General features: G+C 26.4%; 10 protein-coding genes and 1 other RNA gene. 2 read left to right on the top strand and 9 right to left on the bottom strand.

From position 1 onward, the window contains the following. Positions 1-18: 18 nt before the first annotated feature. The 3 genes from HMPREF0078_RS03505 to HMPREF0078_RS03495 are packed head-to-tail and all read right to left on the bottom strand — an operon-like array spanning position 19 to position 3,272. On the bottom strand, positions 19-1,524 hold the full coding sequence (locus HMPREF0078_RS03505; RefSeq protein WP_039920479.1) for a peptidoglycan D,D-transpeptidase FtsI family protein: 1,506 nt from the start codon (positions 1,522-1,524) through the stop codon (positions 19-21). Further along, complete coding sequence (locus HMPREF0078_RS03500; RefSeq protein WP_004838733.1) at positions 1,505-2,782, bottom strand: FtsW/RodA/SpoVE family cell cycle protein; 1,278 nt, start codon at positions 2,780-2,782, stop codon at positions 1,505-1,507. Before HMPREF0078_RS03500 ends, HMPREF0078_RS03505 begins: the two co-directional genes overlap by 20 nt. Continuing rightward, on the bottom strand, positions 2,769-3,272 hold the full coding sequence (locus tag HMPREF0078_RS03495) for an FHA domain-containing protein (RefSeq protein ID WP_004838732.1): 504 nt from the start codon (positions 3,270-3,272) through the stop codon (positions 2,769-2,771). Before HMPREF0078_RS03495 ends, HMPREF0078_RS03500 begins: the two co-directional genes overlap by 14 nt. 235 nt (positions 3,273-3,507) lie before the next feature. Between HMPREF0078_RS03495 and HMPREF0078_RS03490 the strand changes: the two genes are divergently transcribed. After that, a complete protein-coding gene (locus tag HMPREF0078_RS03490) occupies positions 3,508-3,978 on the top strand; it encodes a hypothetical protein (RefSeq protein ID WP_004838731.1) in 471 nt (156 codons plus the stop codon). Positions 3,979-4,065: 87 nt separating this feature from the next. Here HMPREF0078_RS03490 and HMPREF0078_RS03485 read toward each other — a convergent pair whose 3' ends face one another. From HMPREF0078_RS03485 to HMPREF0078_RS03460, 6 genes are read right to left on the bottom strand one after another with little or no spacing between them, the layout of a single operon-like run. Next, positions 4,066-5,757 carry a phospho-sugar mutase gene (locus HMPREF0078_RS03485; protein ID WP_004838730.1) on the bottom strand — a complete coding sequence of 564 codons (1,692 nt, stop codon included), beginning with the start codon at positions 5,755-5,757 and terminating at the stop codon, positions 4,066-4,068. Further along, the gene (gene pulA / locus HMPREF0078_RS03480; RefSeq protein WP_004838729.1) at positions 5,747-7,633 is read right to left on the bottom strand and encodes a type I pullulanase; all 1,887 of its coding nucleotides are present in this window, start codon (positions 7,631-7,633) and stop codon (positions 5,747-5,749) included. The genes HMPREF0078_RS03485 and pulA overlap by 11 nt, the downstream gene beginning before the upstream one ends. A gap of 5 nt (positions 7,634-7,638) precedes the next feature. Continuing rightward, positions 7,639-9,888: a glycogen/starch/alpha-glucan phosphorylase gene (locus HMPREF0078_RS03475; RefSeq protein WP_004838728.1), complete on the bottom strand. Its 2,250-nt coding sequence runs from the start codon at positions 9,886-9,888 to the stop codon at positions 7,639-7,641. A 1-nt stretch (position 9,889) separates the two neighbouring features. Beyond that, positions 9,890-11,320 (bottom strand): glycogen synthase GlgA, encoded by a 1,431-nt coding sequence (gene glgA / locus HMPREF0078_RS03470; protein WP_004838727.1) that lies wholly within the window; start codon positions 11,318-11,320, stop codon positions 9,890-9,892. Positions 11,321-11,330: 10 nt separating this feature from the next. Then, complete coding sequence (gene glgD, locus HMPREF0078_RS03465) at positions 11,331-12,446, bottom strand: glucose-1-phosphate adenylyltransferase subunit GlgD (protein ID WP_004838726.1); 1,116 nt, start codon at positions 12,444-12,446, stop codon at positions 11,331-11,333. A gap of 1 nt (position 12,447) precedes the next feature. Next, positions 12,448-13,581 (bottom strand): glucose-1-phosphate adenylyltransferase, encoded by a 1,134-nt coding sequence (locus HMPREF0078_RS03460; protein ID WP_004838725.1) that lies wholly within the window; start codon positions 13,579-13,581, stop codon positions 12,448-12,450. A 153-nt stretch (positions 13,582-13,734) separates the two neighbouring features. Here HMPREF0078_RS03460 and ssrA point away from each other — a divergent pair. Then, positions 13,735-14,091: a transfer-messenger RNA gene (gene ssrA, locus HMPREF0078_RS08985) on the top strand. Positions 14,092-14,533 lie beyond the last annotated feature (442 nt).

The raw sequence follows: 14,533 nt of genomic DNA, 5'->3' as shown, positions 1-14,533 counted from the left end.
AAGCATTTTTTAATTATTCTAATTTAGATTGACGTTATTTACAATACTTGTAATTAACTCTCCTGCAATTGGAGCAGCTGTGATTCCTGCTGTATCATCAGAATCTTCAATAACAATAGCAAAGGCTAATTTAGGTTGATAAGCTGGAGCAAATCCAACAAACCAAGCATCTGTTGCTCCATTTTTTTTATCAGCTGTTCCAGTTTTTCCTGCTATTTGTACAATTCTGGTGTATGCATTTGTTCCCGTTCCTCTATTTACAACATCCACCATAAAATCTCTAATATAATTAGCATTTTCTACACTTGTAACATCTGATATAACTTTACTTTCACTTTCTTTAATTATTTTTCCATCTTTATTTACTACATTTTTTACAAGTCTTGGTTGCATCATTTTTCCATTATTAGCGATTGTAGATGCAATCATTGCCATGTGAAGCGGAGTAACTTTTGTCTTACCATATCCAAATCCTGTCATCGCTAAATCAACTTGATTTAAATCATCAAATGGAATTTTGGAATTTATTTTTTCTATATCGAACTTATAATCCTTATTGAACATATATTTTTCAGCTATTTGTTTATAAAAATCTTTACCTAATTCATCTGTTTTTGATGCAAAATAAGTATTAACAGAATTTAAAAACGCTGATCTTAAATTTAAATTCCCGTAAGAATATCCACCATAATTTTCTATATCATAGCCTTGAATTTTAACTTTTCCTGTATCGTTATAATGAGTATTTAATTTACTCTCTAATATTGCATTAGCAGTAACAATCTTCATTGAAGAACCAGGTCTATAAATTCCTTGACTGGATCTATTAAGTAAAGGTGCATTTGTATTTTGAATTAACATATCCCAATCTTGGTCTAGACTGTTTGGATCATAAGATGGTTTTGAAACCATTGCCAAAACTTCTCCATTTCTTGGATCCATAACGACAATAGAGCCAATATGATCACCCAAGCTTTCATAAGCAATTTTTTGAATCGTTTGGTCAATTGTTAAATTTAAATTATTTCCTACTCCAGATTTCTCTACCATATCTCTAATTTTTGATGTTGGTTGGTCTGAAATATCTAATAATTCTTTATTGTAAGTTTTTTCTAAACCACTTTTCCCATACTTAATTGAATTATATCCAGTAAAAGCCGAATTTATTTTTCCATTTTTATAAACTCTTATGTTATTTCCATTATCATCTTTTTCGTTATATACTAAAAGATTTCCATTTCTATCGTAGATATTTCCTCTTTTAATTACATTTTCATTTACCCAATTTCTTTTATTATGACTGTTATCAGCTAGAGTTTGTGCTTTAAATAATTGAAAATATACTAAATATAAAACTATAGATAAAAACAAAAGAATAAAAAGCATCATAACATATATTAATCTTTTATTCATTGTTGATTTTTCTAATATGTGTTTGTTATCTTCGTCTTTTAATCTTTGTTTTTTCTCCATATCTAAGATTTTTTGAATAAATGGCTTTTCTTTATCTTTCTTCTTTTTCATTATCATCACCATTTTCTATTTTTTGACCGCAATATTGTAGGCAAGCTAATAAAATAAAACCTGATACCATTGAGGAGCCTCCTGCGGAAATAAATGGAAGAGTAACCCCTGTTAATGGAATAAGTTTTAAAACTCCACCTAAAATTATCAAGGTTTGAAGCGCAAAAAGCCCTCCTATACCAAAAGCAAGTATTGAAAAGAATTTATTTTCTTGTTGAAGAGCAATTTTTATTGCCCTATAAACTAAAATCAAGAACAATAAAACTACTGCAATTCCCATAAAAATCCCATACTCTTCACAAATTGCAGGAAAAATGAAATCACTTTCTGCAACTGGAATATAATCAGGTCTACCCAAGCCTATTCCTGTTCCAAATAATCCACCACTTGCAAGAGCAAATAATGATTGAGTTATTTGGTAACCCTTATCGTCAATAACAGACCATGGATCAAGCCATGTTTGTACCCTAACTCTAATATGAGAAAATAAAAAATATGCAAGTATAGCTCCCAAAATTGTAAATATTACGTTCAAAAGAATAAGCTTTCTATCTCTTTCATAAACAAATTGTGTCAAAATCATTGTTCCAAAAAATATTAAAGCTGTTCCCAATTCTTTTTGAATAAAAAACATCAAAATAAAAAAGTAAATTCCAATATTCAAATAATACTTACCAAATGCTTTTTTTCTATATTTATTGTAATTTGTATAAAAGCTTGCCACAAAAAATATAAAAGGAATTTTAATAAATTCTGATGGTTGTATGGTAATAGGACCAATTACAATCCAGTTTTTTGCACCACCAGATGCAAAACCAAATACCAAAGTTGCCATAAACAAAACTATAGAAATTACAAAATAAAAAATAATGTAATCATCCCAATTTTTTATTTTTGGCAATATAAAATAGGTAATAAAAAATACAACCACACCAATTATATAAAACAACAATTGCTTTTTTCCTAAAGCAGGATCTAGCCTATAAATCATAGCAACACCAATTGAAAACAACATATTTACTATAAGTAATAAAATACTATCGCTTCTTGTAAATTTATTAGCCAAAACTGTAGATAGTATTGTTGTAATTAGTATTGTTAAATAAGAATAGAAATCTCTGCTTTGTAAATGTTTAGCATTGTAAATCATTGACAAACTTAAACTTAAAAATTCAAATACAAATAAAAGAAATAAAGCAGAATTTTTATATTGTCTTTGCCTGGTGATATTTATATTTTCATTTTTAATCATCTTCATCACCGTTTATAAATAAGAATTTAAGTTCTCCAAATTTAATAATATCCTTGTTTTTTAATTCTATCGCTTCATTAATTCTTTCATCATTTAAAAAAGTTCCATTAGAAGAGTTCATATCTTCCAAAAAATAAATACCTTGGTCTAAAATAATTCTCGCATGAAAACTTGATAAAAATTTGTCTTTTATACAAATAGTATTTTTATCATCTCTTCCAATAGTATTATTGTCTCCAATATAATAATATTCTTGTACTTTAAATTTGTGTTCTTGATTTTGATTTATGAATTGTAAATATGTATCAGATATTTGCTCTTTTTTAATAGCATATCTAACATCATAATATATTATTCTAATAATTGAATAGATAAAGTACAAAACAATAACAACAAATACATATTTTAAAATTGTTGATAATAATTGATATAAAGTCAAATTTCCAAAAACTTGAATAGAAAATACTTTATCTATAAAGTTAAAAAATTGATCCATAAAACCTCCTTACTTCCTGTTTACTTATTTTATCAGAAATTTAAAATTCTTTAAAATATCCTTATTAAAAATATCTAATATAAAAGCCTTAGATAAATTTATGTTGAAATCAAGTTTAAACCCACGATAATTTTTTGACAATATATATATATATATATTATAATGAAAATAATAAAATTGAAATATTTAAATAATGAAAATTTAATACAATAAAATTATATAAGGAGATAAAATAATGAGTTCTGAGCATAATAATATCATAAGAGAATTTAATTTTGAAAGTTTACCATTACCATTTTCTGCACAAAGACATATTCAAGTATATGAAGATGTAATATATTATAATGATACTAAATTATTTGGAAATAATAATTCCTATGGAAAAATCAGAGTTGATAGAATATACGATGCCTATATTATGCATTATAAAAGTAATAAACGTCATATATTATTATTACTTCTATTCTTTTTTGCTTTTATCAAGCTCAATAATGCTATATTATTTTTTATATCCGTATATTTTCTTTGTAGACTTATTTTATTTAAAAAGTATTTTATAAAATTAGAAATGGAGAATGGTAGTTATTTTGTAATAAATTTTTATACATGGGAAGAAGATATATGTCATGAAATTTATGATTCTATTGATTATATGTTAGACAAAAGAGTTGATGATACTAATATAGGCAGATATATTAATAAATAAAATCTGTTTCAATATTAATATTTATATATATGCAATTAATTTAAATAAAAAATTAAGTGCCAAGTGGTTTTTCTTGGCACTTAATTTTTAGTCAATTTTATCAATTATTTTATTTACTTCATCTTTCAATTTATCTTTTTTAATTTCTGATTCTTTTTTACTTTTTTCTATTACATTTAGGTATAATTTAATTTTTGGCTCTGTTCCTGATGGTCGTAATACAAACCATGAATCATCTTCTAGATAATATTTTAATACATTTGATTTTGACAATCCTGTATCATCGTTTAAGTAATCAACAATGTTTTTAACTTTAAGTCCTATTACTTCTTCAATTGGATTGTTTCTTATTGTTTCCATTATTCTTTTAATTTTATTTGCTCCATCAAGTCCTTCAAGAACTATTGATTGAACTTCGTTTGAATAATATCCAAATTTATCATATATATCATCCAATACGTCTAATAAAGTTTTGCCTTTGTCTTTATAATATGCAGTCATTTCGCTAATAAGCATAGCAGAATTTACTGCATCCTTATCTCTAACAAATGTTTTGTAATTATATCCTATACTTTCTTCAAATCCAAAAATAAATTCGCCTTTGCCTTTTCTTTCAAATTCATTTGCTACTTCATAAATATTTTTAAATCCTGTCAAAACTTCATAGACTTCTACTCCATAGCTTTTTGCAATTGGTTTAATTAAATCTGTAGATACAATTGTTTTTACAACTGCTCCATCTTCTGGCAATTCATTATTTTCATCTAAAGCTGTCAAAATATAATTTGTAAGTAATGATCCAATTTGATTTCCTGTTAAAAATTGATAGTTTCCTTTTTCATCTTTAACTTCAACTGCACATCTATCTGAGTCTGGATCTGTTGCAAGCAACAAATCTGCTTCTTTTTCTTCTCCTAATTTTTCTGATAATTTAAATGCTTTTGGATCTTCTGGATTTGGATAACCTACTGTTGTAAAATCAGGATCTGGATTTTCTTGTTCTTTTACTATATAAATATTTTCAAATCCTCTTTCATTAAGTATTCTTCTTACCAATTTATTTCCACAACCATTTAATGGAGTGTAAACAATTTTTACTTTCTTGTCTACGTCATCGTTAATTGTACAAGCCAAAACTTCTTTTACATAATCTTCTATTAATGAATCGTCTATCCATGAAATTAATCCTTCATCCATTGCCTTGTCAAAATCAATTCTTTTTATTTTTGAATAATCATCATATTCTTTCATATAATTTTGAATTTGTACTGCAATATCTTCAAGAATTTGACTTCCATCAGAGCCATAAGCCTTGTATCCATTATATTCTCTTGGGTTGTGGCTTGCTGTTACCATTACTCCAGCTATAGATTTTAATTTTCTTATAGCGTATGAACAAACTGGTGTTGGTTGAATTTCTTTGAAAATATTTACTTTAATTCCGTTTGCAGCAAAGACTTCAGCTGTTATTTTTGAAAATTCATCAGATTTGTGTCTAACGTCATAACAAATTGTAACTCCTCTTTTTTTTGCATCTTCGCCCATATCTGATATTGTATCAGCAAAGGCTTGGCTTGCTTTGGCAACTGTATATTGGTTCATTCTATTTGTTCCAGCGCCTAATTTCCCTCTTAGTCCTGCAGTTCCAAATGCCAATTCTTGATAGAATCTATCTTCAATTTCATTCTCATCATCTTCAATATTTTTCAATTCATCTCTTGTGTCTTGGTCAAAAAATTCATTGTTTAACCAAGATTCATAAACTTTTTTATAATCCATAATATTTTCCTCCTACATATACGTTTACAGAATATTTACTGATTTTTTTTATATCAGAAACATTTAATCTTTTATTAATTTTACCCTTTTTATCAAATATTTTAACAAGTTCTCTTTGCTCATTAAATATTTTATTTCTTGTTATATCGTCAAGTTCATAATCATTTTTTAAAGCATTAAATACTAAATAAATTTTTTTATTTTTAAAATTTATTTTATAAGCTATCAAGAAATCTTCTAGCCCATCAACAAAAGTTAAAACTTTTTTTATATCTTCCCTTTTATATAAGTCAAAAACTTCTAAGTTTTTTCTCAATTCAATAAGCTCTTTTACATAAGTAAAAGTGTCCAAATTATCAATTTTATCTTGCCAATTTATTCCATTTATATCAAGGCTTGAATTATATGAATTGCTGTTATTTGATTTTGAATTATTAAATTCAGTTCCTTCATATATAAAAGGCTTGCCAAATGATAAAAACAAAATTGCAAATCCTAGTCTTGATATAGAATCAATATTTTCATGATTTGTTAAAGAAATTTTTAACTTATCGTAATAAATTAGATTATCATGACATGCAAAATAATTTATAACTTCGCTTGCATCATCTGCAAATCCAATTCTTTTTTCATCAAAATTAATACTTCCGCTAATTCCTATTTCAATTTCATTTTTTAATGTAAAATTTCCTTGGATAAACCCTTTTGAATATCCATCATTATCTCCCCTAATTGCATTTCTAAATCTATCATTAAAAACCGCAAAACCATTGGATTTTTGACTTCCTACAAGAATTTGTTTTTCAATAGGTAAGACTGATTCTCCTCCCATCCAAGGCTCTCCATAGATAATTATGTAGGGTTTTATTTTTTTCAATTCTTTTATTGCAATTTTTATTGTGTCAATATCAATCAAAGCCATCAAATCAAATCTAAATCCATCAATATCATATTCATTTACCCAATGCTTCAAGGAATCTATGATCAATTTTCTTACAAAAGCTTTTTCACTTGCAAGCTCATTTCCAACTCCCGAACCATTAGAAAAATTCCCATCATAATTTTTTCTATGATAATAATTTGGTGCTAAAACTTCCAAATTTGAATCTATGGTTTTAAATGTATGATTATATACAACATCCATTACAACATTCATTCCATTTTCGTGAATTTTATTTACCATTTCTTTAAATTCATAGATTCTTCTTTTTATTTTGTATGGGTTTGTAGAATAAGAACCTTCTACATTAAAATACAATTCTGGATCATAGCCCCAATTATAATTATCATCATCAAAAAATTTCTCATTTTCTTCGAATGTAGAAATAAAATCATAAACTGGTAAAAGTTGTATGTGAGTCACATTCATTTCTTTTAAATGGCTTAATCCAGTTGTATGGCCTTTAAATTTTGTATTTTCTTCACAAAGTCCAAGAAATTTCCCCCTATATTTTACATTTGAATTTTTATTTGCAGTATAATCTTTTACATTTAATTCATAAATTATTGCCTTATTTTCACAAATTTTGGGAGCAAATTTTTTAAAGTTTTTTGGATTTGTCTTTTCAAAATCAACTACAGCTGACATCAAGCTATTGATAGATGAAGCCTTTGAGTAAGGATCTGTTACTTCGTATTTATCTTCAACCAAATATGAGTAAAAAAATCCATCCAAATCTTTATCAATTTTACAATAAAATATATCAAATTTTGTTTTGACCATAGAAAATTTTTCTTTTCTTATTTTTCTATAATCATCTGTTATTAATAAATCTATTTTTTTTCTATTTGGAGCAAAAACTCTAAATTCTGTATATTTTTTTGTATATGTTGCTCCTAATTTTATATCCTTAATTTCTTCGTAATTATATGTCATATTTCCTATTTAAATTTTTCAAAATTTTTATCAAGATTAAATTCATTCGCCCACAAAATATTATAAATTTCATTAACAATCCATTTTTTCTTATCTAGGTAATCCATGCCCATTTCAAGTCTTTTGTCTAATAATTGTTCATGATCTTTGAAAATAAAAAATGAATCATTATATGAAATTAAATAATCATATATATTTTTAAAATTATAAGGCAAATTACTATAATCTTCGTTGATTAAGTTATCAATCGTTGTTTTGATTATATCATTTTTATAATAGAATTCGCGAGCATTATAGGAATTTTCTTCTTTAATTTTTTCGATTTTTTTGTAGTCATCTGCAAAAGTATAAATTTTATTTTCTTTTTGAATATTTGTAAGTATTCCACCCTTTGCTGAAATAATATTTGAAAAATTAAAAATAGCATTTAGCATATGAAAACTTTGATTGTCGTATAAAGGAAGAGTTAAATTGCTGTAAATATCACAAGCAGGATAAATTTTCCTAAGTTTTTCAACATTTAAATCTTCAATAAAAATTATTTTTAATTTTTCTTTGATTAGCTTGTCCTTATCCAACATATACTTTAATGCCAAAATAAATTTTATTATCTCTTTTGCCATAAAATATCCATCACTGGCTTTTCCAGAAAATATATAAGTTGTTGGCGGAATTAAAATATTTGAATTATCTTTCAACTTATAATACATGCTTGCTATACATATTGCACTAAGAAGTTGTCTTTTTGCCTCATGAAACATAGTAAGTTGCATATCAAATATAGAATATGGATTTATCGGCTCAGTTTCATTTATTTTAAAATAATCAATTAATTGAAGTTTATTTTTGTATTTAACATCTTCAACTTCATCATAAAAATCCATATTATTTTTTAATTTTTCCAATTTTTCTAGGCTATTTTCATCGCTAATATTAATATCATAATTTTCAAGCAACTTTTTTAAATTTTTATTGTTTGACTTTGCGTACAAATACCTATCAATGCCAAAATTTAAATGTGAAAAATTATTTGACTTATCCTTATAGTTTTCAACAATTGTTTTAGACAAATAAAAATATTTTTCAGCAAAAAAATAATTTAACCTATCATATTGCAATTGGTTATTTTCAATTATTGGTAAGTTGAAATTTATTTTTGAATAGTCATTTAATTTTATAACTATATCAAAAAAAGATTCATCAATTGATTTTATCATTGAAATATCATAGCTCTCCCTAGAATCTGGAGTAACCAAAAACCCAATATGATCAAAAACTTTTCTAGAAATATCTACACATTCTCCAATTTCTAAATTATAACCTTGGTGCAAACTTCTAATAAATTCTACTATTGCCAAGGATGGATGTATGTCTGCAAGGACAATTTTGATCTTATTTTTGATATTCTTTATTTCAAAATTCCTTTTAAAATATCTTCTAAAAATATCTTGAATAGAGGATACACAATAAAAATATTCTTGTTTTAGCCTAAAAATTTTTCCTTCATAGGTCGAATTATCTAAGTACAAAAATTGAGTAAGAGAATTGTTATTTATATAATCATCGTAAGCACTTTTTAAATCTCCACTTTTTAAATTTAAGTAATCTATTTTATTTATAGATTCAGATTTCCATAATCTTAAACTATTAACAAAATTATTTTCATTATTAAAAATCGGCATATCATAAGCAACAGCTTTGACTTCTTTATCTTGAATATTTAATATATAAGAGAAATCTTTTTTATGTTCCCATTTATTTCCCCTATATAACCACTCGTTAGGATTTACAAATTGCCTTCCTTCTCTGATTTCCTGTTTCATCCCTCCGCTTTCATATCTTAAAGCATAGGCCATTGACTTTATTTTATTTTTACTTAATTCTTTCATCAAATACCAAGATCCAATACCTATATCGCTATTTCCAAGACTTGCTTCTTTTTCATAATTAACCAAATCTTCCATAGAAATATTTAAACTATCCAGACACTTATTAACTTCATCAGTATAGTCTAAGGATTCAATAGCGCTTTCAATAAATTTTCCTGGATTATATTCAAAAGATAGTAAGTAAACTTCTTTATTTTTAAAAATTTTTTTTGACTTTGTCCAATTTTTTCCTATATCTTGCATCAAAGCTTTTACAAGCCCATCATAAATTTCACTTAATCTCGCATCATCTATTTCTTTAGCATAAAAAGAATACAAAAAATTTTGTATTCTTTTTAAGATAAAATTATTATTATTTTTTTCCATTCTAAGCCTTAATATCTTCGTATAATTTTATATATTTTTTAGAAGATTCTTCCCAGTCATTTTTCTCTTTCATTGCATTAACTACAAGTTTATCAAAAGCCTCTCTATTATTTTTGTATAAATCAATTGCATTTTTGCTTGCAAAAAGTAATTCGTGAGCATTTATATTTTCAAATGAGAATCCACTTCCTTCTCCAGTATATTTATTGTAAGGTTTTACTGTATCTTTTAAACCTCCAGCTTCTCTTACAACTGGTAAAGACCCATATCTCATAGCAATTAATTGACTAATTCCACAAGGCTCTGATATTGATGGCATCATAAATAAATCGCTAGCCGCATATAATTTATGGCTTTCTTTTCCATCATAATAAATTCTTGCAGCAACCTTGTCAGGATATTTCCACTCAAAATACTTAAACATTTCTTCGTAAGTATAATCTCCAGTACCTAAGACAACTAATTGAATATCTTCTTGTAATAATTCATCCAATATATATCTTACAAGATCAAATCCTTTCATTGATGTAAGCCTTGAACAAATTGCAATCATTGGCACATCCTTATTAACTGGAAGTCCATATTCTTCTTGTAATTTCATCTTATTTTCTATTTTATTTTCCAAAGATTTTACATCATAATTTTTGAAAATATTTTTATCAGTTTTTGGATTCCACAATTCATAATCTATTCCATTTACAATTCCTGAAAGCTTGTTTTGATATTCTCTAATTATTCCATCAAGACCTTCCCCATAAAAAGGATATTTAATTTCTTGTGCATAATTTTCACTTACAGTATTAAAAGCCGTTGAATGAACAATTCCACCTTTCATAAAATTAATGGCATCAAAATATTTTAAATCATGTTCGTTGAAATAATATCCATCAAGACCTGTTAAAGTTAAATACCCCGAATCAAAAACTCCTTGGTATTTTAAATTGTGAATAGTAAATAAAGTTCTTATATCATCAAAATAGTGATCGCCTTTTCTAAAATCATTTACATAAATATTTACCAAAGCTGTGTGCCAATCATTAGCATGAATTATATCAGGTTTAAAATCAATTTCTTTTCCTAATAAGGTAGCAGCTTTTGAGAAAAATATAAATCTTTCAGCATCATCGTCATAGCCGTATGCGTTTGGTCTGTCAAAGTATTCAAGATTATCTATAAAATAAAATGTAACACCTTCCCATTTTAGAGAAAAAATTCCAGCATATTGATGTTTCCAATCAAGATCTACATAAAAATCTTTTATTTTTTTCATCTTTTTTCTATAAACATAATCAATACTTGAATACAAAGGCATAACAACTCTTATATCGATGCCTTTTTTTGCAAGTTCTTTTGGCAAAGAACCTGCTACATCTGCAAGACCACCTGTTTTTATAAAAGGATCAGCTTCACTTGTTAAAAATAATACTTTCATCTTACACCCCTTAGTTAATGTGTTCTCCCTTATCTGTTAAGTAAGGATGGGTTCTGTTTCCAAATAATTTAACATCTTCAAAAACTTTTGTGTCTTTATCGGTTATTACGTGATTTAAAATCGCACCTTCGCCTATCTCGGAATTTTGGAAAATAATAGAATTTTTGATTACTGCACCTTTTTTAACTGTAACCCCTCTAAAAATAATAGAATTTTCAATTTCTCCTTCAATTATAGCTCCATTTGCTACCAAAGAATTTCTTACTTTTGAACCTTTTAAATATTCAGTTGAAGGCTCGTCTTTGCTTTTTGTATAAACCATTCCTTGTTCATAGAAAATTTCATCAAAAAAGTCCCTATCTAACAAATTAAAACTAGCTTCAAAGTATGTCAAGGTATCCATAATAACGCTCAAGCTCTCTTTTGATTTATAAAGACCGATTGATTTTTTCTTTGGATATTTGAACAAAGCATCAAGAACATTTGTAGCATTATTTTTTTCAATCGAATATCTAAGAAGATCCATGAATATATCTTTTTTAATCAATATCGAACCTGTAAACAAATTTATTTCTTCTTCAAGTCCAAGATTAATTCCAACACTAACAGGATTTTCATTTTCGTCAGTATTAATAATTCTTCTATTCAAATAATAGCCATACTCATCATTCTTTTTTTGAGTAAAAATTAAAGCATCTAAATTTTCATCTTGCATTTTTTCATAAGCATCTGAAATATTTACCTTAGAAATATACATTGGATTTGTTATATAAACATATTCACGTTTATTTCTCATAAAATGTTTCATCGTGTTGTAGTAAGTTTCTATTTCATTAGCAAGTCTTGACCTTAAATATACTGGCGGATTAATCATCAAACCACCACTTCTTCTATTTAATTCCCAATTTCTTCCATCGCCCACATGATCAAGAGTTGATCTTAAAGGTTCTCCGCCATATAAAATAACACTTGATATATTGTGATTTGTTATATTAGATAAAGTAAAATCTATAACCCTATACCTACAACCAAAAGGTAGCATATAATCAGGTCTATATTTACAAAGTGTATCATAATTTTTTTCATCAAATTCTGAACTATAAATTAAAGCAAGTATATTTTGCATCTTATTCCTCCTCTATCCCATCTTCGCTTACAAGATAAACTGATGTAGAATTTTTATCTCCAATATTTTCACTGATTTCCATATTTTCAGTAATTACAGAATTATATACTTTTACGCCTTCTTTTATAGTAACCCCTGATAATATTACACAATTATTTACACAAGCATTTTTTTCAATTTTTACATTTGAAAACAATACAGAATTATTAACCTCTCCATCTATAATACATCCTTCATTTATTAGCGCATCATTTAAAACGCCATTTTTACCAACTCTATGAGGAGGCAAATTTAATGCAGTTGTATATATTTTCCAAGAATCATCTTGAATATTTAGAGGGTTTTCAGGGTCAATTAAATCGAGATTAGCTTGCCAATAAGATTTTACAGTTCCTACATCCTTCCAATATCCATCAAATTTATAAACAAACAAATCTCTATTATTATCTAATAAGTAAGGAATTATATCATGACCAAAATCATTTGTAGATTCAGAATTATTATGATCTTCAATCAAAGCCTGTCTTAAAACTTTCCAATTAAAAATATAAATTCCCATTGAAGCAAGATTTGATTTAGGATTTTCAGGTTTTTCTTCAAACTCAACAATTCTTCCCTCATCATCAGTATTCATAATACCAAATCTAGATGCCTCATCCCAATCAACTTCCATAACTGCAATAGTCGCATCAGCACCTTTTTGCATGTGCTCAGCGAGAAGTTTTGTATAATCCATTTTGTAAATATGATCTCCAGATAAAATCAAAACATATTCAGGGTCAATACTATCAAGATAATTAATATTTACAAAAATTGCTCCAGCAGTACCTTCAAACCATCTTCCACCTTCTTCTGTGTAGTAAGGAGTTAAAATTCTTAAACCACCAAAATTTCTATCATAATCCCATGCAGCACCAATACCCAAGTGCTTATTTAATAATTGTGGTTTATATTGAGTTAAAACACCAATATCTCTAATTTCTGAATTAGTTGCATTTGACAAAGCAAAATCTATAATTTTATATTTTCCACCAAAAGGAACTACAGGTTTTGCCATTTCTTTAGTAAGAGCCTTTAATCTAGATCCTTGACCACCAGCAAGAAGCATAGCTGCAATTTTATTATTATTTCTCATAAATCCTCCTATTACTTCATGATTAAAAAATATGAATGACTTAATATAATAATACCCAAAAAATAATAATTTAATTTACTATAAATAATTTTATAAAAAATTAAGATTTTGACATAAAAATAAATTTTAGTATAATATTTATATTGATTATATGGGGATGTTTTGGTTTCGACGTGCTTGTTAAGATTTAAGTTGCAAGTCGTTTATCAATTCGTAAAATTGAAAATTAAATATAAATGCAAACAATAATAGCGAAAGACAATTCGCATTAGCTGCCTAATTTAGGCAAGCAGCAAATAAAAATTAAGCCACAGTAGTTTTTATTTGTTTCATAATTTTATGTGGCAACTAATATGCAAAGCTTTGAGTATATTTAGTATCTATGAAGCTAGTCTAGTAAGTTATTTGTAAGTAGATAAGTGCTAGATGAAAATTAAATACTTACTAAACTTGTAGATGCTTTTATTAAGACTCGTGCGGACACGGGTTCAAATCCCGTCATCTCCACCATAAATATTTAAAGCCTTGGTTTTCAAGGTTTTATTTTTTTCTAATAAAATATTGATTTAATTTGAATTTTATATTATATTATTTACAATAACAAAGCACATACGTAACCCCCTAAAAGAATTTTTTCTTTGGGTTGCGCCATGTGCTTTGTTTATTTTTTCATATATTTACAGTATATTATTAATGTTAGAGATACTTTCCACCTTCCACATTTGTGGGGGAGTGAGTTAGTATCTCTATTATTTATTAAAGTCAAATAATCAAAATATTTTTTTAATTTTAGTAAGCTAATATTTTTTTGCGTCATTATCTCCAAATTAAAAATCGTGAGTAAAGTTTTAATACTCACGATAATTAAAATTATTAATAATTAATCTTACATTTTAAAATCACAAATCTATAATAAATACAGACTAAAATATAATAAAAAAAGATGATGTGT

The organism is Anaerococcus vaginalis ATCC 51170 (genome assembly GCF_000163295.1).
GTDB lineage: Bacteria > Bacillota > Clostridia > Tissierellales > Peptoniphilaceae > Anaerococcus > Anaerococcus vaginalis.
The sequence above is the reverse complement of the archived record's forward strand: the minus strand, read 5'-3'. Positions and strand labels throughout refer to the sequence as shown.

Excerpts from the sequence above, each read along its gene's own strand:
- pulA (WP_004838729.1), bottom strand. The coding sequence starts at position 7,633 with ATGACATATAATTACGAAGAAATTAAGGATATAAAATTAGGAGCAACA.
- glgD (WP_004838726.1), bottom strand. The coding sequence starts at position 12,446 with ATGCAAAATATACTTGCTTTAATTTATAGTTCAGAATTTGATGAAAAA.
- HMPREF0078_RS03495 (WP_004838732.1), bottom strand. The coding sequence starts at position 3,272 with ATGGATCAATTTTTTAACTTTATAGATAAAGTATTTTCTATTCAAGTT.
- HMPREF0078_RS03490 (WP_004838731.1), top strand. The coding sequence starts at position 3,508 with ATGAGTTCTGAGCATAATAATATCATAAGAGAATTTAATTTTGAAAGT.
- HMPREF0078_RS03505 (WP_039920479.1), bottom strand. The coding sequence starts at position 1,524 with ATGAAAAAGAAGAAAGATAAAGAAAAGCCATTTATTCAAAAAATCTTA.
- HMPREF0078_RS03500 (WP_004838733.1), bottom strand. The coding sequence starts at position 2,782 with ATGAAGATGATTAAAAATGAAAATATAAATATCACCAGGCAAAGACAA.
- HMPREF0078_RS03460 (WP_004838725.1), bottom strand. The coding sequence starts at position 13,581 with ATGAGAAATAATAATAAAATTGCAGCTATGCTTCTTGCTGGTGGTCAA.
- HMPREF0078_RS03485 (WP_004838730.1), bottom strand. The coding sequence starts at position 5,757 with ATGGATTATAAAAAAGTTTATGAATCTTGGTTAAACAATGAATTTTTT.
- glgA (WP_004838727.1), bottom strand. The coding sequence starts at position 11,320 with ATGAAAGTATTATTTTTAACAAGTGAAGCTGATCCTTTTATAAAAACA.
- HMPREF0078_RS03475 (WP_004838728.1), bottom strand. The coding sequence starts at position 9,888 with ATGGAAAAAAATAATAATAATTTTATCTTAAAAAGAATACAAAATTTT.